Source organism: Amycolatopsis sp. VS8301801F10 (genome assembly GCF_046195355.1).
In the GTDB taxonomy this organism is placed as follows: Bacteria; Actinomycetota; Actinomycetes; order Mycobacteriales; family Pseudonocardiaceae; genus Amycolatopsis.
On the sequence record NZ_CP176065.1, the window covers coordinates 3486947 to 3509826 of the forward strand.

Sequence of the window (22880 nt, forward strand, 5' to 3'; positions counted from 1 at the left end):
GGCGCTGCTGGCCGTCGTGTGCTGACGGCTGACGGCTGGCGGCGTCACTGCCGCTGACGTGGCGTGGACACTCCGCACCAGCGCGAAATTCCAGGACGGCCGGACCGCTTGTCTCGCCAACTAAGCGGTCAACCTCGACAGCGGCTGTACTCGACACGAACACCAACCGGGTTTGCGAACGCGCTGCAGGACGGCAACCCGACCGGAGTGCTCGCGGGCCGGGCGGCGCGGAAGGGTCGTGCGGCCATGCCGGTTCCCACCGCGCCGACCCCTCGCGTTCGCCGCGGCTGCTGGTTCCCGAACCGGAGCGCGGCCTTACCAGCCGAGCTGGTTCCCCAACCGGAACGCAGCCTTACCAGCCGAGCTGATCCCCCAACCGCAACCGCAGCCACATCACCAGGCGCTCGTCCGGATCCGACAGGTCGAACCCGAAGATCTCTTCCGCCCGCGAGAGCCGGTACCGGATCGTGTTCGGATGCACCGACAAGCGCGCCGACGCGGCCGCGATGTCGCCGTTCGTGTCGAGGTAAGCCAGGATCGTCGGCGCGTAAGTGGTCCCGTGCTCGACGTCGTGGGCCCGCACGGCCGGACCCAGCCGGCGAGGCAGCGCCGAGTCCCCGGCCAGCAGTTGCGCCAGCACCGACAACGTCGCCCCGGCCCAGACCTCCTCGATGGCCGCCACCTGGCACGGTTCCGGCGAGGTCCGCTGTTCCGCCAGCGTCCGCAGGACCAGGTCCGCGTCGGCCCGGGAGGACGCGATCGACCGGAGCCCCGGGACGGTCGACCCGAGCCCGGCTTGCACCGGCATCCGCAGCGCGCCGTGTGCTCGCCGGGCGATGTCGGCGACCAGTTCGCGGTGCGCGGGACCCTTCGGCAGCAACGCGTAGACCGTGCCGTCGATCAGCGCGCAACCGTGTTTGCCGTAGTGCGCCTCGCAGTGCAGGCTCACCAAATCGGCCAGCCGCGTCGCCGCGTGCGCGGCCAGGACGTCTTCGGGATCGGTGACGGTGAACGCGGCGACCGCCACCGGGGTGTCCGGGTCCAAACCGAGCTGCGGAGCGACGGCGGTAACGCTGCTCGGGTCGGCCAGCAGGCGGCGCAGCAGGTCAGCGCGCCGCCGGCGGACCACGTCGACCGCGGTGCGCGCGGCCAGCAGATGCAACGCGGCGATCTCGGCGGCGTTGAACAGCGCTTGTTCGGCGGCCTCGTCGAGGTTGTCCTCGGCGTCGACCACCCAGATCGACCCGAGCATTTCGCTGCCCGCCCGCACCGCGACGCCGAGCCGGGGCAGCGAGCCCGGCAGCGACCGGAACCGGCAGGTCCGCCGGACCCGCGCGAGTTCGCGGTACTGGTTCTCGTAGAAAACCGGCACCTCCGGCACCTGCAGTCCGAGGATGCTCTGGCGGCGGCCTTCGTCGATGGGCTGACCGGGCAGCGTCGAGTACGCCAGGATCCGCCGGTGCGGGTCTTCGATCGTGGTCGCGCCGCCGACCATCCCGGCGATGGCGTTGGCCAGCGCGAAAAGATCGCCCGCTGCCGGCGCGCCGGGCGTCCGCACGGCGGGCGCGAGCGCCGCGGAGATCATCGCCTCCAGGTGGTGCCACGGCACCGCCTCGTCGGCGGCGAGCAGCACCGCACCGGCGTCCTGCGCGGCGGCCGAAAGCTCGGTGAGGGGTTCGCCGAAGCTTTTCACGACCAGCGCCGCATATCTCACCGCCGAGCCGATGAGATCTTTCACCTCGGCCGGATCGGCTCCGACCGCGAGCAGGATCGTGTCCTGCCCCGGCGGTGCGCCGCCGCGCCGCTCGTGGATGAGCACGCCGGACACCGGCACCGGCCGGTCCGGCAGCGGGGTGACCGGCCGCAGCAGCGAAGCGCCGAGCGCGTCGAGGACCTGTCCGAGGTCGGGCGCCTCCGGATCGAGCATCTTCACCTCTTTAGCCAGACGCACAAAACATCCGCGGAATCTCTGGACCGGCACTGCACGCACCCGGACGGTCCGGCCGCGAGGCTGTCAGCATGCACGTTTCACCAGGCGCACCCGCGACCGTACCCCCTCCGGCCCCGGACTCGGCCGTCTCGACCGCCCTGCGCGCCGCGAACCGGGCCGGCGTCCGGATCCGGCTGGCCGAGGACATCCGGACGCTCGAAGCGGTGTCGCGGTTCTTCGCCCGGGTGTGGCAGACGCCGGAAACCCAGGCGCCGTTCGGCGCGGACGTGCTGCGCGGGGTGGTCCACGCGGGCGGTGCGGTGCATTACGCGGCTGACGACGAGGGCATCTTGGCGGCCTCGGCGCTCATTTTCTGCCCGCCGGCGACCCGCGCGGTTTACTCGCTGATCGCCGCCGCGCGCGCGAGCGACCGGGGAGTGGGCTTCGCGCTGAAACAGGCTCAGCGGGTATGGGCACTCGACCGAGGCGCGGAAACCATGGTCTGGACCTTTGATCCGCTCGTCAGCCGCAACGCGCATTTCAACCTGGCGAAGCTCGGAGCGCACGGGACCGAGTACACAGTGGACTTCTACGGCCAGATCGAGGACGGCCTCAACGGGACGGACGAAACCGACCGGCTGACCGCGGTATGGCCGCTGCGGGAACCGAATCCCGCCCGGCTCACTGGCCCTGATCTGGCCGCCGCGGAGGTCGACCCGCGCCGCGCGCCCGACGGCGAGCCGTTCCTGGCCCGCGACAGTTCCGGGTATTGGTGCCGGGTCCCGGCCGACATCGTGGACCTCCGCCGCCTGGACGCGCGGCTGAGCGCGCAGTGGCGTTACGCGATCCGGGACGCGTTGGTTCCGTTGTTCGCCGAAGGTTGCACGGCGACCGGGTTCAGCCGGTCCGGGTGGTACCGCTTGGCCGAAGGGGAGCTGGCGTGAAAATCGAACGGATCGACCTGATCGAGGTCAGCCTCCCGCTGATCCGTCCATTTCGGACTTCGTGCTCGGTGGACACCGAACGCAATACGCTGCTGCTGCACGTGGCGACCGACGTCAGCGAGGGCTGGGCGGAATTCGGCGGCGATCCGGAACCGGTATACAGCCCGGAGTTCGCGGCCGGGGCCGAACGGCTGCTGCGCGACCATCTCGTCCCGCGGGTCACCGCCTTGCCGGAGCTGACCGCTGCCCGGGTCGCGGGCGCGATGGCTCCGGTCAAGGGAAACCCGCTGGCGAAAGCCTTGCTGGAAACCGCGATTCTCGACGCCGAATGCCGCGCCTACGCGATGCCGTTGTCGACTTATCTGGGCGGCGTGCGCGATCGCATCCCCGCCGGAGTTTCGGTCGGGATCACCGACACCGTGCCGGAACTGATCGACACCGTCGCCGGATACCTGGCCGAGGGATACGTCCGGATCAAACTGAAGATCGAACCCGGCTGGGACCTGGAACCAGTGCGCGCCGTCCGTGCCGAGTTCGGCCCCGACGTGATATTGCAGGCCGACGCGAACACCGCTTACTCCCTCTCCGACGCCGACCGGCTGCGCCGGCTGGACGAGTTCGGCCTGGTCCAGCTCGAACAACCGCTCGCCGCGGACGACCTCGGCGGGCACGCCGAACTCGCGAAACTCCTGCGCACCCCGATCTGCCTGGACGAATCGATCCGCTCCGCCCGCGACGCCGCCTTCGCGATCCGGCTGGGCGCGTGCCGGATCGTCAACGTCAAACCCAGCCGCGTCGGCGGATACCTCGAAGCACGCCGGATCCACGACGTGTGTGCCGCACACGGAATCCCGGTGTGGTGCGGCGGAATGCTCGAAACCGGGATCGGCCGCGCGCAGAACCTCGCCCTCGCCGCACTGCCCGGTTTCGTGCTTCCCAATGATATCTCAGCGTCGAACCGGTACTACGCCACAGATCTCACCGTGCCGTTCGAACTCGAGGACGGCTGTCTGTCCGTTCCAGATGGCCCAGGCAGCGGCGTCACAGTCGATCCGGCCGCGTTGCGCGAGCACACCGTCGCTTCGCAAACTCTCTTCGCAGCCTGAGGAGATGCGAGCTTGGGCGAGCGCTGTGACCGCGGCACTAGCGCCCACGGCTTCCGCGGTCGCGTGTTCCTGCGGCCAGGGAAAGCCGCCGTCGAGACCGGCCGCACGAGCACCGGCGACGAACACTCAAAAATCAGCAGCAACACCAAAGCCTGGACCGCGGTGCTCGTCCTGCACTTGGCAGCCGTGGGCTGTGCGATACCAACCCGACAGCCACGGTCCCCACTATTCGACTCCCGGTGCCGTCGGACGTCGTTCGGTGGACCGGCGTTCGATGGCTTCCGCGACGCCGTCGATCGCCTGGCGGATCATCGCACCGTACGCGTCGTCGGCCAGTGCGTCCTGTCGATCGCGCGCTGCCTCGATCTGCTCCGCCGCCGCGGAAAAGGATCCCAGGCGGCGGAAGTTGTCCGCCAAGTTCAGGTGCAGTGACGGGTAGAAGCCCGCGATCCCAAGCCCGGCGTGGTGGGCCTGGACCTGTTCGTCGGTCACCGTCGCCGCGGCATCCAGGGCTCTGATATCCCACACCAGGGCCTCTGCCGGGTCAGTGAACAGATCTGCCTGGTAGTGCGCGAGCACGCAGCGGTAGAACGGATCTCCGCCCGGGCCGATCTCATCCCACAGTTCCTGCAGACGCGCTCGTGCGGCATCCGCCGACCCCGTTCGGCCCTGCGTCACCGCGGCGGTGATCTCAGCCATCGTGTCGGTCATCTGGCAGTTCCTTTCACTGGCATGGCAAGGGTGGTCAGGTCGCCGTCATCGGCCGAGCGCACGACGACCGGCAGGTGCGGGGCCGCGACGTCCAGCATCACGTCCGGGCCGACGGCAGTGCTGATCGCCGGATGCAGCGTGCTCACGGCGAAGGAGAGCGAGATCGGCGGTCCGGTGACGGCTGCCGGGAGCGTTTCGGTGCCCACCGTGACCGCGGCGGCGGAGAGGTCCAGCCGGATCTGCGGGGTGTACTGGCGTTCTAGACATGCCACGAGCGCGTTTCGAGATATCACTGCCCGCGTAAGGACTTCTGGCAAGGCCGCGAGCATTGACCGGTAGTCGGGGAAGTCGTCGGCGACCGTGCGGCAGGTTCGTTCCGCTTCGTCGCCTTGGAAGCAGACCCCGGCGGCGCGGAGGCTGAGGCGAAGGTCGTGCTGGCGTCGCGTCCAAGACATCGCGAGCCGCAGGTCGTCGGCGTCGACGGTGGCGGTCCATTCGGCAGTGCCCGGCTTGGCGGGGACCAGCGTGCGGGTCGAGAGCCGGTACCGGTCGGTGGCGGTGAGCACGATTGCCTCGGGGGAGACTTCCAGGTGCACGCCGTTCAGCACCGGCAGGTCCTGCGTCGTAGCGGTCAGCACCTGTTCGACGGCAGCGGTGAACACGGCCCCGGTGACCTGGACCGACGGTGCGGGGGCCGGGGAGCCCAGCGTGGCCTTCACCGCCGCGGCGGCCTCCCGCGCCTGCTGGACCTGAGATATCAACCCGGCGACGTGGTCGTCGACGATCCGCGCCGCCTCGGCCGGTTCGGCGGCGAGGACCGCGCCGACCCGCTCCAGCGGCAGGCCGATCTCCCGCAACCGCCGGACCAGCAGCGCGGCCGAGACCTGGTCGGGGGAGTAGTAGCGGTAGCCGGAGTCCTCGTCGACGCGGACTGGCCGCACGAGGCCGGAATCGGCGTAGAAGCGCAGCGCGCTGGCGGTCAGGCCGCAACGGCGGGCGAACGCCCCGATGGTGAGCAGGTCAGGCACCCGCCCATCATCAGGCTTCAAGCAGCTTGAAGGTCAACCGCGGGGGCCGCCGGAGTTCCCTGGCCCCGGGGCAGCCGGGGGCCAGCTCCCTCACCCGCTCGGCCAGCGGGACACCGTCACCCATTCCGCTAGGCCAGCGCGAGCGCGTCGTCGATCGTGGCGTCGAGGAACGCGAGCGTGTCGCGGCGCCGAGCCAAGGGATTCCGGTAGCCGCGCCGTCCCTCCGCGCCTCCGGTGCGCAGGCTCAGACTTTCCGCGACGATGCGCTGCCAGCGCGAGTCGAATTCCCTTGCCGCATAACGGCCCGCGCCGGTCTTGGACGTCATTTCCCCGGTGGCCAGCAGGTGGTGCAGCCGGCTCACGCCCAGCACCGCCCACACCGGGAACCACGGGCTGGTTCCGACCGCGAGCGACAGTGCGCTGATCTTCCGGTGCTTCTCCCACCACGGCCGCCAATAGCCGCTCAGGTTCCCGGCGGTGAACTCGCGCAAGGCGCCCTGATCCGCCCAGACGTCCGCGTCGGACGGTTCCGGTCCGCGCAGCGCGATCCCGCGGCTGGCGAGTTCGCAGAACAGCACCGGGTTGACGCCGTCCCGGCCCGCCGCGGTGAACCGCCCTTCCTGCGCGCACGGAACGTCCGGACAGGCATCCGGTCCGGCCGCGAGGTCGGCCCAGGTCAGCACCGCTCCGTCGAAATGCGGCCTCGGGAACCGCGTCACCGTGGTGGCATGCGCCTGCGCCAGGGTTGATATCTCAGCAGGCCCTGGGCGGCGCTCGGTGACCGCGACGAAATCGATGTCGCTGGCCGTGCCCAGCCGCCCGCGTCCGGCGCCGGGGGCGTGGAAGTCGCCGAAGCAGACCGAGCCGACCAGGTAGAACCCGGTCACCAGTCCGGGAGCGGCTCGGTCCACTGTGGACAGGAAAAGCGCGGTGCTTCGGCGGGCTTCCTCTGGTATCTCACTGGGCACGCCTGCCACGTTACCGAGTCACGCGAGCCCCTCCGCGGCTCTCGCCAGGTCGTCGACGCTGCCGGACATCACTGTGCGGACGTGCCTGGCGAGGTGGTCCAGCGGCCAGTCCCACCACGCGATCGCCAGCAGCCGCTCGACGTCCTCGTCGCGGTACCGGCGGCGGATCAGCTTGGCCGGATTGCCGCCGACGATGCCGTAGTCCGGCACGTCGTCGACCACGACGGCGCCGGACGCGACGATCGCGCCGTGCCCGATGCGGACGCCCGGCATGACCGTCGCCCGGTAGCCGAGCCAGACGTCGTTGCCCAGCACCGTGTCGCCGCGGCCGGGCAGGCCGGTGATGAGGTCGAAGTGCTCGGCCCAGTCGCCGCCCATGATCGGGAAGGGGAACGTCGACGGACCGGCCATCCGGTGGTTCGCGCCGTTCATGATGAACCGCACGCCCTCGCCGAGCGCGCAGTACTTGCCGATCACGAGCTTCTCCGGCCCGTAGTGGTACAGCACGTTGCGGGTCTCGAAGGCGGTCGGATCGTCCGGGTCGTCGTAGTAGGAGAACTCGCCGACGTCGATCAGCGGCGAGGCGACCAGCGGTTTCAGCAGCACCACCCGCGGCTGGCCGGGCATCGGGTGCAGGACGTTCGGATCAGGGAAAATGGGAACTCTCCTCGGTGATATGTCAACGACGGCCGGTGGCCGACGCGAAGCCCAGCCACGTGTGCCGGTTGCCCCACCAGCACCAGCCGACCTTGGGGGCGTCGCGGCGCTCGCTGCCGTCGCGGCCGGTGCCGTTGCTGATCCACAGCGCCGGCGTGCGGGCGTCGAACTTGCCGTTTTCCTTGCGCAGCCGGGAGCCGATGGTCATGAAGCAATGATTGCGCTCGAGTGCCGCCGGCTGCTGCAGCACCCAGTGGATCCCCTCGGTGAGCAGCAGCGGACTGCGTCCGGCCTTGGTGATCGCGGGCAGGGCTTCCTCCGGGCTCCAGTTGGCCATCTCGTCGCCGCGGTCCACGCCGGTGACGAGGTACAGCGGCGCGTCGGGCAGCTCGATGCCGGTGGGCGCGAACTGGTCGACGTCTGGCATGTCGGTGACGACGAACCCGGCTTTCCCTTCGCGGCGAAGCAGCGGCGAGAGCGCAGACGCGGGCGCCCGATCCGGGTGGACCGCCAGCAGCGCGCCGTCCGCGCCGCTGCGGTCCGCGGCGAAAGCACGCAGCTCGGCGGCGGAAATCCGGGCGATCTCGGGCACTCCCAGCGCGATCAGCTGGTCCGCCTGGTCCGCGAGCGACGGGAGAGCGGCGATCGACAAGAGGGGCTCCTTCGGGCTATATTTACGTCGGTAGTAAAAGTATGCCGAGACGCCAGAAGGGTGTCAAGGTAAAATTACGTCGGAGGTAAGTTTCCATGGAGCTGGGCCTGCGGGAAGCCAAGAAGCAGGAGACGCGCCAGCTGATCTCCGACCACGCGACGCGGCTGTTCCTCGAGCAGGGCTTCGAGGAGACGACGATCGCCCAGGTCGCGGCGGCCGCGCGGGTCGCGAAGAAAACGGTGACCAACTACTTCGCCCGCAAGGAAGACCTGGTCCTCGACCATCAGGACGAGTTCGTCGCGACCCTGGCGGACGCGGTGTCCGCGCGGAAACCCGGGGAGTCCGCGCTCGCGGCGCTGCGGCGGGCGTTCGAGGCCGCGGTCGAGGCGAGGGATCCGGTGGTCGGGTTCGCCGGGCTGGAGTTCAGCCGGATGATCGCCGAGAGCCCGACGCTGTCCGCGTGCCTGCGCGGCCTGCACGAACAGCGGGAACGAGCCTTGGCGGACGCACTCGCGGACGCGGTGGGCGGCTCCCGGTCGGACATCACGGTCCGGACCGCGGCCGGGCTGCTGGGCGCGGTGCACCACATCCTTTTCCGGCGAATCGAAGAACTCACCCTGGCCGGACGGCCGGTCGACGAGGTCGCGGAGACGGTCGCAGCGGAGGCCACGCAGGCGTTTGACCTGCTGGAACCTTCGCTCGGGGACTACGCCGTGGCCTGAGCCGAAACCGTCCCCCGAATTCGCTCGAAGAGTTTGCCGGGGGATGTCGATCCGCGCGCGCCCCGATCGTCGCGTCAGTGAGACCACCGACGAGACGACTTCAGGGGAGAGACGTATGAGTGCCGGACGACGCGAGTGGCTGGGCCTGGCGGTGCTGGCCCTGCCGACCGTGCTGTTGTCGCTGGACATGAGCGTGCTGCACCTCGCGGTTCCGCATCTCGCCGCGGATCTGCGGCCGTCCAGCACGCAACTGCTGTGGATCATCGACATCTACGGCTTCATGATCGCCGGGTTCCTGGTCACGATGGGCACCCTCGGCGACCGGATCGGCAGGCGGAAGCTGCTGATGATCGGCGGCGGCGCGTTCGGGCTCGCGTCGGTCGCGGCGGCGTTCTCGACCAGCCCGGAGATGCTGATCGCCGCGCGGGCCGCGCTCGGGATCGCCGGGGCGACGCTCATGCCGTCGACGCTCGCGTTGATCAGCAACATGTTCCCCGACCCGAAACAGCGCGGCACCGCGATCGCGGTGTGGATGAGCTGTTTCATGGGCGGCATGGTGGCCGGCCCGGTCATCGGCGGGTTCCTGCTGGAGCATTTCCGCTGGGGTTCGGTGTTCCTGATGGGCGTGCCGGTGATGCTCCTGCTCCTCGCGACCGCGCCGAAACTGCTGCCGGAATACCGCGACGCCGCCGCCGGACGCCTCGACCTCGCCAGCGTCGCGCTGTCGCTCGCGGCGATCCTGCCGGTCATTTACGCGCTCAAGGAAATCGCCAAGAACGGCTTGTCCCTGACCGAAATCGCCGTGCTCGCCGCGGGTCTCGCGGTCGGCGCGGCGTTCGTCCGGCGGCAGCGGCGGCTCGAGCATCCGCTGCTGGACCTCCAGCTGTTCCGGGTGCGCGCGTTCAGCGCGGCGGTGGCGATCATGCTGGTCGGCGCGGTCACCATGGGCGGGGTGTTCATGCTGGTCAGCCAGTATCTGCAGCTGGTCGCCGGGCTGAGCGCCGCCGAGGCCGGGCTGCTGCTGGTCCCGCAGGCGCTCGCGGTGGTCGCCGGGTCGATGATCGCACCGCGACTGGCGCGCCGGTTCCGCCCGGAATTCGTGCTGGGCTTCGGAATGCTGATCGCGGCCGGGGGAATCGTGTTGTTCACGCTCGCCGGCGGATCCGGCGGGGTGGCGTTCGTGGTGCTGGGCATGTCGATCGCCAGTTTCGGAATGGGGCCGCAGGGCGTGCTGTGCACCGAAATGGTGGTCGGTTCGGTTCCGCCGCAGCGGGCGGGCGCGGCTTCGGCGATGTCCGAAACCAGCGCGGAATTCGGGATCGCCATGGGGATCGCGGTGTTCGGCAGCGTCGCGACAGCGGTGTATCGCGACCAGATCGCGCTCCCGGTCCACGTGCCCGCCGGGGCCGCTGCGCAGGCGACCGACAGCATGGCCGGAGCGATGGAGGCGTCGGCGACGCTGCCCGGTTCTCTCGGCGGGCAGTTGCTGGCTGCCGCACGGGACGCGTTCAGCTCGGGGCTGCACACGGTCGCCGGGATCGGCGCGGCGGTCGTGGTGGTGTTCGCGGTGGTCGGGATGGTCGCGCTGCGGCGGTCCCCGGCGGCGAAGGCGGAGGAACCGGTGCCGGTCGCGTCGTGAACCGGTCCGGGCCGGTGTTCCAGCCGAGCGGTCTGCTCGGCCGGAGCATCGGCCCGCGGTCGGGAATCCGTTGCCGGGTCAGGGTTTCCGCGCGACCCCGACCGCCACGATCCGTTGCGCGACCGTCGGCTCGCCCAGCAGCGGGCCGTCCGGCCACCATTCCACCACCGGCACGATTTCGGCCGGTTTGTTCGGTCCGCTCGGGATCAGCTCGAGGTCGTGGAACAGCGCCTTGATCTCGGCGCGGGTGCGGGACGAGACGTCCTTCATCGATCCATTGTGGACCGATTCGATGATGCCCTGCACCACGTGGTCGTCCTCGGAGCCGTCGTGGGCGTCGAGCAGGTGCGAGATCGCCACGTAGGAACCGGAGGGGAGCCGGTCGATGAATTCCTTCGTGACCTTTCCCGGCAGCTCGCGGTCGCCGGTCTGGTGGTGCAGGGCGAGCAGGAACAGGACCGCGATCGGCTGGTTCCAGTCGAGGTGCTCGTTGACCGTCGGGTGGTCGAGAATGCTCGGCGGGTCGAAGAAATCGGCCTGGATGTATTCGGTGAATTCGTTTTCGTCGAGCAGCGCGCGGCCGTGGCTGGCCACCACCGGGTCGTAATCGACGTAGACGACCTTCGCGGTCGGATCCGCGCGCTGCACGATCTGGTGCACGTTCTCCGAGGTCGGCATCCCGGAACCGCAGTCGATGTACTGGCGGATGCCCGCGTGGTAGGCGAGGAACCGGCAGATCCGGGTCATCAGGTGCCGGTTGACCCGCGCGGTTTCCGCGATGTCCGGCATCACCCGGGCGGCTTCCCGCGCGACCTGGCGGTCGATCTCGTAATTGTCTTTCCCGCCCAGCAGATAGTCGTAAACGCGGGCGGCGCTCGACTGGTTCGGGTTGACCCCCGGCGGTGCGTTGAGTGCGTCGGCCACGACGCGTACCTCCCGCGTGTTGACACGGTGATAGATGCCGTACCGAGAGTAGCGGACTTCCCGCGGAGTGCGAAACCGGTTCGGTTATGCCTCTTCGACGGCTTGTTTCACCGCGCTGACCAGCGCCTCCAGCACCGGCTCCGCCGCGCCGAAGGTGAGCCGGACGTGGGTCTCCGGCGCGTGCAGGTCGGCGCCGGGGATCGCGGTGATTCCGTTGCGCAGCAAGGCCCGGTCGATGTCTTCCGGAGTTGCGCCGAGCCGGCCGCAGTCGGCCAGCAGGAACGCGCCGCCGCCGGGGCGCACCGGGGCGGGCAGGCCGCTGGCGGCGAGGCCGTCGCACACGAGGTCGCGTTTCCGCTGGTACGTCGCGAGCTCCCGGTCGAGCCATTCGCGCGGCCCGGTGAGCGCGGCGGTCGCCGCGTACTGCGCGACCGCGCCGCAGCACACGGCTTCCCATTGCAGCCGGCGTTCCATCGCGTCGACGATTTCCGGCGGCGCCAGCACATAGCCGATCCGCCAGGTCGCGAGCGCGTAGTACTTGCTGAGGCTGGTGACGGTGATCAGATACGGCCACTGCCCGGAAAGTCGCTCGATCGGATGGTGTTCGTTCTGATCGAAGGCGAACTGCCGCCACGAATCATCGGAGATCACGACAAGGCCGTGGCGGGCGGCGAGACCGACCACCGCGGCGACGGTTTCGGCATCGGGGAGGTAGCCGGTGGGATTGACCGGATTGCACAGGAGAAGGGCGCGGGTGCGGGACGTGATCGCGGCGGCCATGCCGTCGAGATCGAAGCTCCAGTCCTCTCGGGACGGGACATACGCGGGCACCGCGCCGGATTCGCGGATGGCGCCGTCGAAGAAGTACGCCGGGGTCGGCACGAGCACCTCGTCGCCGGGTTCGAGGACGGTGCGCAGCACCAGGGAAAGGCCGTGCTGCGCACCGTGCGTTACCAGGAGCCTGCGCTCCGGGTCGATGTCCGGGCCGATTTCCGCGGCGATGGCCGACCGGAGTTCGGGAAGGCCGCGGCTGTCGCGCGGGTCCGGTTTGTCCATTGCGCGGAGGACCGCTTCGCGCACGTGCTCGGGCATCGGCAGGACCGGGGCGCCCACCAGCGGGAGCATCGGGATTCCGGTCCGGCGGGCCCGGTCGCGGGCGCTCAGTGCGCCCAGCGCCGGGACCTCGCGGGAAGCGGGGAGAACCCAGGAGGTCGAGCTGCTTCGCGGCATGACACCAGCTTCGCACACTGAGATATCAGTATCAATAGTAGATATCTCTGGAGGTGTCTAGAGATGTCTGAGTGCTATATCAACGGGTCGTACTGGTATTCTCAACGGGTGTCCGACATCCACGACGTCCTTCCCAGCACTGCGCACATTCCCGCGTTGTTGCTGGTGGGCAAGGACGAATCCGCCCTAGACCGGACCAGTCAGGCGTACCGGGCGATCCGGCGCCAGATCATCGATCTGACCCTGCGGCCCGGCAGCAGCTTCACCGAGACGTCGCTCGCGCAGCAGTGGAAGATCAGCAAAACGCCGGTGCGAGAAGCACTGGCGCGGCTGCGGCGCGACGGACTGGTGAGCGCGCTTCCGCGCGCGGGCTACATCGTCAGTTCGATCACGTTGCAGGACACCGACGATCTGTGCGGCCTGCGGTCGCTGCTGGCCTCCGAGGCGGCTGCCGAGGCAGCACGCAACGGAGTCCCGCCGGCGGCGCTCGAACGGCTCGGAATACTGGCGGAAATCGCGTCCGATTACGTCCCGGCCGAGACGAGACTCGACGACTGGCTCCCGGTCGGGATCGAATTCGAGGCCATCATGGCCCATTTCAGCGGCAACAACCGGCTCACGAAATCGCTCGTCGAGGTGCTCGACGAATTGGAGCGGGTGCTGCGGATGGTGCTGATGATCGCGCCGGACGTCGCGAGCCCGCCGGGCGAGCTGCACGCGATTTTCGAGAGCCTGCGCGACCGTGACCCGAAAGCAGCGCGCATGGCGATGCAGGCGCGGTGCGAGCGAGTGCGCCGCGACGTGCTCCAGGTGCTGACCAAGAGCACGTCGGTCAGCAGGGCCAACATCGAAATCCCGCTGAATTGACCGGTGCGGCCCGGGGAGAGCGCTCTCCCCGGGCCGCCGCCCGGTTCAGACCGCGGTCGGGAAATGCAGGCTCGCCTCCTCCGGCGATTCCGGCCAGCGGCTGGTCACCGCCTTGGCCCGGGTGTAGAAAGCGACACCCTCGGGGCCGTGCATGTGGTGCGCGCCGAACAGCGACTGTTTCCAGCCGCCGAACGAGTAGAACGCCATCGGCACCGGAATCGGCACGTTCACGCCGATCATCCCGACCTGCACCGAACGCTGGAATTGCCGGGCTGCCCGGCCGCTGCCGGTGAAAACCGCGGTGCCGTTGGCCCATTCGCTCGCGTTGATCAGCTCGATCGCCTCGGTCAGCGAATCGGCGCGCACGACCACGAGAACCGGGCCGAAAATCTCGTCGCGGTACACGCTCATTTCGGGGGTCACGGCGTCGAAAAGCGTTGGCCCGACGAAGAATCCGCTCTCCTTGACGGCGACGTCCCGGCCGTCGACCACGAGTTCGGCACCCGCGGCGACCCCGGCGTCGATGTAGCCGCGGACGCGGTCGAGCGCTTCCGGCGACACGACCGGCCCCATCTCGGATCCCGGCGCCAGCCCCGGACCGACCTTGATTGTCCGCGCCTTCTCGCCGATCAGCTTGACCAGCGGCTCGGCCACGTCGCCGACCGCGACGGCGACGGAAATCGCCATGCAACGCTGGCCGGCCGATCCGTACGCGGCGGAAACCAGGTGCTCGGCGGCGTTTTCGAGGTCGGCGTCGGGCAGGACGACGGCGTGGTTCTTCGCGCCGCCGAGCGCCTGCACGCGCTTGCCGTTCGCGGTCGCGCGTTCGTGCACGTACCGCGCGATCGGCGTCGAGCCGACGAACGACACGGCGGCGACGTCCGGATGGTCCAGCACCGCGTCGACCGCGACCTTGTCGCCGTGCACGACGTTGAAAACGCCGTCCGGCAATCCCGCTTCGGCGTAGAGTTCGGCGACGAAATTGGCCGCGGAAGGGTCGCGTTCGGACGGTTTGAGCACGAACGTGTTCCCGGTCGCGATGGCGACCGGGTGCATCCACATCGGGACCATGGCGGGGAAATTGAACGGCGTGATGCCCGCGCACACGCCGAGCGGCTGCCGGAACGAAAACAGGTCGACGCCGGTCGAGACCTGGTCGGAGTACTCGCCTTTGAGCAATTGCGGGATGCCGCAGGCGAAATCGATCACCTCCAGGCCGCGGACCAGCTCGCCCTTCGCGTCCTCGAAAACCTTGCCGTGTTCGGCGGAAACGATCCGGGCCAGATCGTCGAGGCGTTTCTCGACCAGATTGCGGAACGCGAACATGAGCCGCGACCGGCGCATGACCGACGTGTCGGCCCAGTCCGGCAGCGCGATGCGCGCGGCTTGCACCGCGGCGTTGACGTCGGCGGGTTCGGCGAGCAGCACGTCGGCTTGGCGCTCGCCGGTCGCGGGATTCCACACCGGCGCGGTCCGGGTCGAATGACCGGTGGTTTCCCGGCCGCCGATGCGGTGTCGGATGATGGGATGCACGAGGGGCTCGCCTTCTTGGTCAGGGTTTCGGGGCAGCATCGGACGCCGATGCTGATGCGGGGCAAGGGTTTTCGCCGGGGGAGGCTCAGACGATCAGGTCGCCGCCGTTGATGTCGATCGCGGCCCCGGTGATGTAGGCCGCCCGGTCGGAGGCGAGGAACGCGACGAGTTCCGCTACTTCCCACGGCAGCCCCGCGCGCGGGACCGGGAACGACCGGGTGGCTTCGTCGAGCGCTTCCGCGGAAAGCAGGCCGCGGACCATCGGCGTGTCGATCAGGCCAGGGCAGACGGCGTTGACCGTGATTCCGTCCGGGCCGTAGTTCTTCGCGAGGTGCCGGGTGAGGCCGAGGACGCCGTGCTTGGCGGTCGTGTAATGCGCACCGCCCGCCGTGCTGATCGTTTTGCCCGCGGTGGAGGAGAAATTGACGACCCGGCCCCAGCCGCCGGTTCGCATCGCGGGCAGCGCGCGCTGGCAGCACAGGAAAGTCCCGTGCACGCTCACCGCGAGCACGCGATTCCACTCGGCCTCGGTGATATCTTCAAACGCCGTCGGTGGTGCGATACCGGCCGCGTTGACGAGGATGTCGAGCCGGGCTTGGTCGGCCAGCACCGCGTCGAACGCGCGGCCGACCCGGTCGGCGTCCGTGACGTCCACCGCGATCGACCGGAGCCGCTCAGCCGGAACCGAGAGCGTCGCCGCCAGTTCTTCGACGGCGCGCGCGGCGGGGTCGAACACCGCGACGGTCGCTCCCCGGGAGGCCAGCGCGTGCACTGTCGCCAGTCCCATGCCGCTCGCGCCGCCGGTCACGATCGCGACCCGGCCGGCGAGTTCGCTGCTGTCGGCGCGGGTAGGCGCGCGGAGGCCTTCGACGGCGCTCATGCGGCCGCCACCAAGCTGCGCACCCGGCCGAAAGCAGCGGCTGCCCGTTGGAGGTGCTCCATCGTGTGCGAGGCCGAGACCTGCACCCGGATCCGCTCTTCACCAGCCGGGACGACCGGGTGCGCGAGCGCGAAGACGAGGACGCCTTCGCGCCGCAGCGCTGCTGCAATATCAACGGCGAGCGTTCCGCCGCGCAGCATCACCGGGACAATCGGATGTTCGCCGGGCAGCACCTCGTACCCGAGCCCCTGCAATGCGCTGCGGAGCCAGGAAGTGTTGGCGGCCAAGCGTTCCCGCAGCTCCGGACGGCGAGTGGCCAGCTGGATCGCGGACAGTGCGGCGGCCGCCAGCGGAGGTGCCATCGCGTTGGTGAAGATGTACGGCCGCGAGACCTGGCGCAGGGTCTCGGTAACCGCGCGCGCCCCGGCGACGAAGCCTCCGGCCGCGCCGCCGAGCGCCTTGCCGAGTGTCCCGGTCACGAGGTCGACCTCGCCGACGAGCCCGAAGTGCTCCGCGGTGCCGCCGCCGAGCACCCCGGTCGCGTGCGAATCGTCGACCAGCAGCACCGCGTCGTAGCGGCGCGCCAGTTCGGCGAGCTGGGGGAGCGCGGCGAGGTCGCCGTCCATGCTGAACACGCCGTCGGTCACGATCAGCCGGTGCCGTGCCTGCGCACTCTCATTGAGATATCGCTCCAGCTCGTTGAGATCTGAGTGGGCGTAGACGCGCCGCTGGGCCTGCGCCAACCGGATGCCGTCGATCAGGCTGGCGTGGTTGAGCGCGTCGCTGAAGATCACGTCGTCCGGGCCGAGCAGGGCGGCGAAGACACCGAGGTTCGCGTCGAAGCACGAGCTGTACAACACCGCGTCCTCGGCGCCGACCAGGTCGGCGATGGCGGTTTCGAGTGCACTGTGGACACTCCGGCCGCCGCAGAGCACCCGTCCCGCGGCCACGCCGAGCCCTTGGTCTCGCAGCGTTTCCTGGGCCGCGGCAAGGACTTCCGGGGAGCCGGCGAGACCGAGGTAGTCGTTGGAAGCGAGGTTGACCAGCACCTCGTCAGCCACGGTCAGCGTCGGCCCCTGCGCACCGGAGACCACCAGGTCGCGCCGAAGCCGGCGGCTCTCGAGATCGGTGCGGAGCCGGTCGAGCAACGCGGTGTTCACGCGTTGCCTCCGGTCCACTCGGCACAGGACACGACCTCGAACCCCCGGCTGGGGAAGACCTTGTCCAGCAAGAAATCGTTGACGGTCTGGTCGCCGTCGGCGCATCCGTCGCGCAGCACGGTCACCTGGTAGCCGCGATCCGCCGCGTCGTAGCAGGTGGCGGTGACCATCGCGCTGGTCGCCACCCCGGCGACCGCGACCTCGCGGATGCCCCGGGCGCGGAGCACGAGGTCGAGGTCCGTGCCCGCGAAGGCGCTGGCCCGCCGCTTCAGGACGACGACGTCCTCATCCGCGGTCGGCAGCGTCAACTCGGTGCCCGGCGAACCCTCGTGGAACGCGTCGCCGGCGTCGAAGAACGAGCGGTACAGCGCGCCGTCGGGCAGGTCGGTTCCGTTGCCCCGCATGGCGAAGTGCACGAAGACGACGAGCACGCCTGCCTTCCGGGCCTGCGGCAGCAGGGCGCTGAGCGGAGGCACGACCTGGCGGGCGAACGGGTAGCCGTCCGTGATGCCCCGCTGGAGGTCGCCGACGATCAGTGCAGTGGTCATGAAAGATTCCCGTCCAGTCGTTCCATCCGCCGTCCCGTGGTGAGCAGGGCGGCCAGTCCTGCCGTCATGATGATCGCGATCGCCAGCAGCGCATAGGTGAAACTGCCGGTCGCCGACGCGACCGCGCCGGTGAAGTACGGGCCGATGAACCCGCTGAGATTGCTGACCGAGTTGATCAGCGCGATCCCGGACGCGGCGGCCGCGCCGGTCAGCCCGATCGCCGGGATGCGCCAGAACTGCGGCATCGCGGTGAGAATACCGGAGACGCTCAGGCAGACCGCGATCACGAACAGCGTGCCGCTGCTGGTGAACGTCGCCAGCAGCAGGCCGACAACACCGACGGCCATTGGTATGGCAGTGGCGGTGACTGCGGTACGCCGGGCCGCGAAACGTGCCCATACCAGCAGCGCCAGCAAGGCCACCGCGTACGGGATCGCGGACAACAGGACGCTGCTGACGTCTCCCGCGCCGCCGATGCTGTGCGTGATGGACCGGAGCATCGTCGGCAGGAAGAACTGGAGCGGGTAGAGCCCGAACGCGATGGCAAACCACGTCACGGCCATGATCCAGACGCGGCGGCTGGTCAGCGCCTCGCGCAGACCGGAAAGCGCGCCGTGGGCCCGGTGTTCCTCGGCTTCCGCGGCCAGCGTCGCCTCGATCGCGGCCTTCTCGTCGTCGTCGAGCCAGCGCGCGGTGGCCGGGCGGTCGGGAAGGAAGACGAAGACCAGGATGCTGACCACCACCGTCAGCATGCCCTCGACCAGGAACAGCGACCGCCAGCCCGCGATGCCGAACAACTGCCGGCCCCATTCGAGCAGCGCGGCGGCCAGCGGAGAGCCGATGATCGAGGACACCGGCGTCATCAGGAAGAACGCCGACAACGCCCAGGACCGCTGGCGGCGCGGGAACCACAGCGTCAGGTAGAGCAGGATCCCGGCGGCGAGCCCGGCCTCGGCGAACCCGAGCAGAAGCCGGGCCAGGTAGAGCGTCGCGGCCGAGTTCACCGCCGCGGTCGCCGCGGTGACCAGGCCCCAGGTGACCATGATGCGCGCGATCCACTTCCGCGCGCCGAACCGCCGCAGCGCCAGGTTGCTCGGCACCTCGACGAGGATGTAGCCGATGAAGAACAGCCCGGCGGCGAGCCCGATCTGGCCGGTGCTCAGGTGCAGGTCGCGCGACATCGGGGCGGCGAGGTAGCCGACGTTGGCGCGGTCGATGTAGCTGGCCACGTAGGCGAGCCCGACCAGCGGGATGATCCGGAGGCCCGCTTTCCGCCAGGTGCGCGGCGAGACGGTGCTCCGGCCGACGGCGACATGGGAACTCATGGCGAAGTCCGATCTGTCGGGGAATGGGAGTGGTGGTATGTCAGCGCGCTCCGCCTCGTATGGCAGCGGTGGCGGCCTGGTCGATCCCCCCGTCGTCGATGACGACGCCGTAGTCCCGGACGGCCCCTTCGCGGGTGACCTTGCCGTCCAGCACGTCTTCGAGCACCCGCTCCGGCTCCCGGCCGAACGGGTGTCCGTGGCCGCCCCCGCCCGCGGTCACGTGCCGGTGCCGGGCGCCGGCGGTCATGGTGAAGTGCGGTTTGGACTCCAGCACGCGTTCGCCCGGCCCGCCCAGGTCGAGGACGTTGAGCGACGGAGTCCCCGGTGCGCCGCCGTCCAGCCCGTACGGCAGGAACTTCCGCCGGTCGGACCGGATCTGCACGCTGGCCTCGGGAGCCAGCAGCGTCATGTCGCGGAACGTCGCGAGCCCGCCGCGCCAGCGTCCCGCTCCGCCGCTGTCGGGCAAGTAGCCGTAACCGTCGATGCGGAGGTGCCCGGAGCGTTCGAGCTCCTCGACCGGCGTGTTCGTCAGGTTCGCGCCCAGCGAGCTGATCCCGTCGACGCCGTCGCGGTCGGGCCGGGCGCCCCACGCGCCGGCGAGCGGATCCCACAGCACCATGGATTCGCCGTCCGGCCCGACGAGCCCGATCGCGATTCCGTCCGGACCGCCCTCGCCCGCGGCGGGCACCCGGTCCGGGAACACCGGCGCGAGCGCGCCGAGCACCGCGTCGATGATCCGGAAGCCGACCAGGCCGCGGGCGCCGCGAGCGGCCGGGCGCTGTCCATTGAGGATGGACGCGTCTGGGATGACGAAGCTGAACGGCCGGTAGAAGCCGCTGTTGGCCGGGATGTCGGAGGCGAGAACGCCTTGCAGCGCGGCGTAGGCGGCGGAGCGGGTGAACGACGCGGTCGCGTTGAGCGCGGAGCCGACCTGCGGCGAGGAACCGGTGAAGTCGAGTTCGATTCCGGACTCCGACAACGTCGCCTTGACGCGGATCGGGATCGGCCCGGAGCCGAGGCCGTCGTCGTCGATGTGATCGGTGAACTCGTAGGTGCCGGGCACGGCTTCGGCGAGCGCGGCACGCAGGAGGGTTTCGGAGTAGTCGAGCAGTTCGTCGATCAGCTCGGTGAGCCGTTCGACGCCGTGGCGCTCGGCGAGGGCGCGCAGCCCTTCGGCTCCGGTATGACAGGCGGCCAGTTGAGATTCCAGGTCGCCGCGCAGGAGTTCCGGCTCGCGGACGTTGCGCAGCAGCACCCGCAGGAAGGTTTCGTTCGTGGCACCCGCGTCGATCAGCCGCGCCGGTGGGATCTGAATTCCCTCGGCAAAGATATTAGTGGACTGGACTGCCATCGACCCGGCCGCCCAGCCGCCGACGTCGGTGTGGTTGACGACGGTGACCGCGAAGCCGAGCAGCGTTTCCCCGGTGAACACGGGGGAGACCGCGAAGATGTCCGGCAGGTGCATGCCGCCGAGCGACGGGTCGTTGAGCAGGTAGAGGTCGCCGGGGCGCACCGAATCGCCGAACTCGACGAAGATCGCTTCCATCGCGTCCGGAATGGACCCGAGGTGCACCGGCAGCGTGTTCGCCTGGGCGATGACGCGGCCGCGGGCGTCGCACAGCGCGGCCGAGAAGTCCATGCTGGACGCGACGAGCTGCGAATGCGCGGTGCGCAGGATGGTGATCGCCATTTCGTCGGCGATCCCGGTGACGGCGTTGCGGAAGACCTCGAACGTCACGGCGTCGCGGATCATGCGGCACTCCAGGTGATCACGATGTTGTTGAACCGGTCTCGGTGCGCCTGCGCGCCGGGCGGGACGAGGGTGGTGGCGTCCATGTCCTCGATGATCATCGGACCGTCCACCGGCTCGGCGCCGAGCGCGGACCGGGTGAGAACTGGCGCGGAAACTGTTTCGGCGAAACGGCATTCGCGGGTCTTCGGTGCCGTGCTCTCGTCCTCGGGGAGCGTCAGTACCTCCGAAATGGACACTGGGGTGGGCTGCCTGCCGCGTACGCGGAGGTTGACCGGCTCGACCAGATCGTCGGTGCCGGCGCGGCCGTAGGTGCGCTTGTGCTCGGCGTGGAACCGGGCGCGGGTCTCGGCGAGCAGGTCCTCGGTGAGTTCGCCGTCGGGCACGCGGATCCGCAGTTCGAAGCGCTGGCCGCGGTAGCGCATGTCCAGCAGCCGGTCCACGACCGCGTCCTCGCCGAGTTCCTCGCGGACCTTTTCGGACAGTCGCGCGAATTCCTTGGCGAGCGCGGAGATCTCCGCGAATTCGGCGCGGTACGGCGAGAGTTCGTGGCGTTCGGTGTCGGCGACGAGCAGGCCGAGACTGCTGAACAGCCCGGGGTGCACCGGGACGAGCACGGTGTCGATGCCCAGTTCGCGGGCCAGCGCGGCGGCGTACAGCGGGCCTGCGCCGCCGAACGCGACCATCGTGGCCTCTCGCGGGTCCCGGCCCCGTTCACTGGTGACCGCTTTGACCGCGGTTGTCATACTAGAGACCGCGACCTGATATGCCCCGCGTGCGGTACCTGGGATGTCATCGCCGAGCTGTTCGGCCACTGTGGACAGGGCCTTTTCGGCAAGGTCCGGGTGAATCGCTACTCGGCCGCCGGCCAGGGACTGCGGGCTGAGATATCCCAGCGTCACGTTGGCATCCGTCAGAGTCGGCAGCTCGCCGCCCTGGCCATAGCAGGCCGGGCCTGGCCGCGATCCGGCGCTGGCCGGTCCGACGTGGAGCGCGCCCGCCGGGTCGACGGAGATGATGCTGCCGCCGCCGGAACCGACCTCGGCGATGTCGATCGACGGGGCCCGCACCGGGTAGCCGGCCCCGGAACTGAGCCCGCGTGCCACGTTCATCCCGCCGCCGACCTCGTAATCTGCCGAGACGAACGGTTCCCCGTGCTCGATCAGCGAGGCCTTCGCCGTGGTTCCGCCCATGTCGAAAGCGACCACTGTGGACAGACCGATCAGCTGCGCGAGCTTCTGCACCGCGGTGACCCCGGCGGCCGGACCGGATTCGATGATCTGCACCGGCCGTTGCGCGACCGAAGCGGCGTCGAGCAGGCCGCCGCTGGACTGCATGACCAGCAGCGGTGCGTGGACGTTTTCGGCGCGCAGCCCCGCTTCCAGCCGCGTGAGGTAGCCGTGCACCGCCGGGCCGACGTAAGCGTTGACCGTCGCCGTGCTGGTGCGTTCGAATTCGTGCGGCTGCGGGGAAACGTCGACCGACGCCGTGACGTAGACCCCCGGCAGCTCTGCGCGCAGCAGCTCGGCGACCCGCCGCTCTTCGTCCGGCCGGACGTAAGAATTGAGCAGGCACACCGCGACTGCTTCGATGCCGTCCGCGCGCAATTGCTCGGCCAGCGCGCGGACTTCGCCCGCGTCGGTCGCGGGGGAGAGCTGCCCGTCGGCGGTGATGCGCTGGTCGAGTTCGTAGCGATTCCTCCGGCGGGCCAACGGTTCCGGCTTCGACCAGGACAGGTCGTAGAGCTTCGGCCGCCGCAGCCGCCCGATTTCCAGCACGTCGCGGAAACCCCGGGTGGTGACCACCGCGGTCCGGACGCCGCTCATCGACAGGATCGCGTTGGTGGCCACGGTCGTGCCGTGCAACATCGCGACGACGGACTCCGGCCGCGTTCCGGCGGAAGACAGCACCGCGGTCGTCGCCGTCACGACGCCCGCGCCGTAGTCGGGCGGCGTCGACGGCACCTTCATCGGGACGACCTCCCCGGCCGGGCCCAGCGCGATGACGTCGGTGAACGTGCCGCCGATGTCGGCGCCGACCCGCCAGCCGGCCGGTCGAGGATCGTGACTGCGAGGCACTGCGATCTCCTTCGTTCAGCGAGCGACTGGGATCACAGTAGGTCTGAGTTGAGATATCAGCAAGCAGTAGTTGCCATTTTTTAATCCTTAACTGGTCGTAGCAGGAGATGACCGGAGGTATTGCTGAAGCCTGCGGGTGTTGTCCGGAGCAGGGCGTGGACCTGCGGATTTCCTGGCCCCGGTGATCGTCTGGGCGTCCCGGGCAGATGTTCCGGGACGGCTCCGGCT

The 22880-nt window shown here is 69.7% G+C and carries 20 protein-coding genes; 5 read left to right on the forward strand and 15 right to left on the reverse strand.

The window, feature by feature from the left end:
- Window positions 1-352 precede the first annotated feature (352 nt).
- Entirely contained in the window at window positions 353-1927 is a 1575-nt protein-coding gene (locus tag F9C11_RS16630) for a PucR family transcriptional regulator (protein WP_409185769.1), read from the reverse strand.
- Between the two features lie 92 nt (window positions 1928-2019).
- Here F9C11_RS16630 and F9C11_RS16635 point away from each other — a divergent pair, with 92 nt between their 5' ends.
- Window positions 2020-2874, forward strand: a complete 855-nt coding sequence (locus F9C11_RS16635; RefSeq protein ID WP_409185770.1) for a hypothetical protein — start codon at window positions 2020-2022, stop codon at window positions 2872-2874.
- Window positions 2871-3980, forward strand: coding sequence for an o-succinylbenzoate synthase (gene menC / locus F9C11_RS16640; protein WP_409185771.1), 1110 nt, complete (start codon window positions 2871-2873; stop codon window positions 3978-3980). Before F9C11_RS16635 ends, menC begins: the two co-directional genes overlap by 4 nt.
- Window positions 3981-4205: 225 nt before the next feature.
- Here menC and F9C11_RS16645 read toward each other — a convergent pair whose 3' ends face one another.
- From F9C11_RS16645 to F9C11_RS16665, 5 genes are all read right to left on the reverse strand, one after another.
- The gene (locus tag F9C11_RS16645) at window positions 4206-4691 is read right to left on the reverse strand and encodes a hypothetical protein (RefSeq protein ID WP_409185772.1); all 486 of its coding nucleotides are present in this window, start codon (window positions 4689-4691) and stop codon (window positions 4206-4208) included.
- On the reverse strand, window positions 4688-5719 hold the full coding sequence (locus F9C11_RS16650; protein ID WP_409185773.1) for a MerR family transcriptional regulator: 1032 nt from the start codon (window positions 5717-5719) through the stop codon (window positions 4688-4690). The genes F9C11_RS16645 and F9C11_RS16650 overlap by 4 nt, the downstream gene beginning before the upstream one ends.
- A gap of 128 nt (window positions 5720-5847) precedes the next feature.
- Entirely contained in the window at window positions 5848-6687 is an 840-nt protein-coding gene (locus tag F9C11_RS16655; protein WP_409185774.1) for a hypothetical protein, read from the reverse strand.
- Between the two features lie 18 nt (window positions 6688-6705).
- A complete protein-coding gene (locus tag F9C11_RS16660; protein ID WP_409185775.1) occupies window positions 6706-7314 on the reverse strand; it encodes a CatB-related O-acetyltransferase in 609 nt (202 codons plus the stop codon).
- Between the two features lie 52 nt (window positions 7315-7366).
- The gene (locus F9C11_RS16665) at window positions 7367-7996 is read right to left on the reverse strand and encodes a DUF5701 family protein (RefSeq protein ID WP_409185776.1); all 630 of its coding nucleotides are present in this window, start codon (window positions 7994-7996) and stop codon (window positions 7367-7369) included.
- A gap of 95 nt (window positions 7997-8091) precedes the next feature.
- On the opposite strand from F9C11_RS16665, the gene F9C11_RS16670 reads away from it, so the two are divergent.
- Window positions 8092-8718, forward strand: a complete 627-nt coding sequence (locus tag F9C11_RS16670; protein WP_409185777.1) for a TetR/AcrR family transcriptional regulator — start codon at window positions 8092-8094, stop codon at window positions 8716-8718.
- 43 nt (window positions 8719-8761) lie between these two features.
- Window positions 8762-10357, forward strand: coding sequence for an MFS transporter (locus F9C11_RS16675; RefSeq protein WP_409185778.1), 1596 nt, complete (start codon window positions 8762-8764; stop codon window positions 10355-10357).
- A 78-nt stretch (window positions 10358-10435) separates the two neighbouring features.
- Here the strand turns inward: F9C11_RS16675 and F9C11_RS16680 are convergent, their stop codons facing one another.
- Window positions 10436-11281, reverse strand: a complete 846-nt coding sequence (locus F9C11_RS16680) for an SAM-dependent methyltransferase (RefSeq protein WP_409185779.1) — start codon at window positions 11279-11281, stop codon at window positions 10436-10438.
- A gap of 84 nt (window positions 11282-11365) precedes the next feature.
- Entirely contained in the window at window positions 11366-12511 is a 1146-nt protein-coding gene (locus F9C11_RS16685; RefSeq protein ID WP_409185780.1) for a pyridoxal phosphate-dependent aminotransferase, read from the reverse strand.
- Window positions 12512-12574: 63 nt separating this feature from the next.
- Between F9C11_RS16685 and F9C11_RS16690 the strand changes: the two genes are divergently transcribed.
- Window positions 12575-13378 (forward strand): GntR family transcriptional regulator, encoded by an 804-nt coding sequence (locus F9C11_RS16690; RefSeq protein WP_409185781.1) that lies wholly within the window; start codon window positions 12575-12577, stop codon window positions 13376-13378.
- Between the two features lie 45 nt (window positions 13379-13423).
- On the opposite strand, the gene F9C11_RS16695 is transcribed toward F9C11_RS16690, so the two are convergent.
- From F9C11_RS16695 to F9C11_RS16725, 7 genes are all read right to left on the reverse strand, one after another.
- Entirely contained in the window at window positions 13424-14911 is a 1488-nt protein-coding gene (locus F9C11_RS16695; RefSeq protein ID WP_409185782.1) for a CoA-acylating methylmalonate-semialdehyde dehydrogenase, read from the reverse strand.
- Between the two features lie 85 nt (window positions 14912-14996).
- On the reverse strand, window positions 14997-15791 hold the full coding sequence (locus F9C11_RS16700) for an SDR family NAD(P)-dependent oxidoreductase (RefSeq protein WP_409185783.1): 795 nt from the start codon (window positions 15789-15791) through the stop codon (window positions 14997-14999).
- Complete coding sequence (locus F9C11_RS16705) at window positions 15788-16951, reverse strand: aminotransferase class I/II-fold pyridoxal phosphate-dependent enzyme (protein ID WP_409185784.1); 1164 nt, start codon at window positions 16949-16951, stop codon at window positions 15788-15790. The genes F9C11_RS16700 and F9C11_RS16705 overlap by 4 nt, the downstream gene beginning before the upstream one ends.
- A complete protein-coding gene (locus F9C11_RS16710; RefSeq protein ID WP_409185785.1) occupies window positions 16948-17499 on the reverse strand; it encodes a cysteine hydrolase family protein in 552 nt (183 codons plus the stop codon). The genes F9C11_RS16705 and F9C11_RS16710 overlap by 4 nt, the downstream gene beginning before the upstream one ends.
- Complete coding sequence (locus tag F9C11_RS16715; protein WP_409185786.1) at window positions 17496-18824, reverse strand: MFS transporter; 1329 nt, start codon at window positions 18822-18824, stop codon at window positions 17496-17498. The genes F9C11_RS16710 and F9C11_RS16715 overlap by 4 nt, the downstream gene beginning before the upstream one ends.
- Before the next feature lie 40 nt (window positions 18825-18864).
- On the reverse strand, window positions 18865-20577 hold the full coding sequence (locus F9C11_RS16720; RefSeq protein ID WP_409185787.1) for a hydantoinase B/oxoprolinase family protein: 1713 nt from the start codon (window positions 20575-20577) through the stop codon (window positions 18865-18867).
- A complete protein-coding gene (locus F9C11_RS16725) occupies window positions 20574-22652 on the reverse strand; it encodes a hydantoinase/oxoprolinase family protein (protein WP_409185788.1) in 2079 nt (692 codons plus the stop codon). The genes F9C11_RS16720 and F9C11_RS16725 overlap by 4 nt, the downstream gene beginning before the upstream one ends.
- Window positions 22653-22880: the final 228 nt, after the last annotated feature.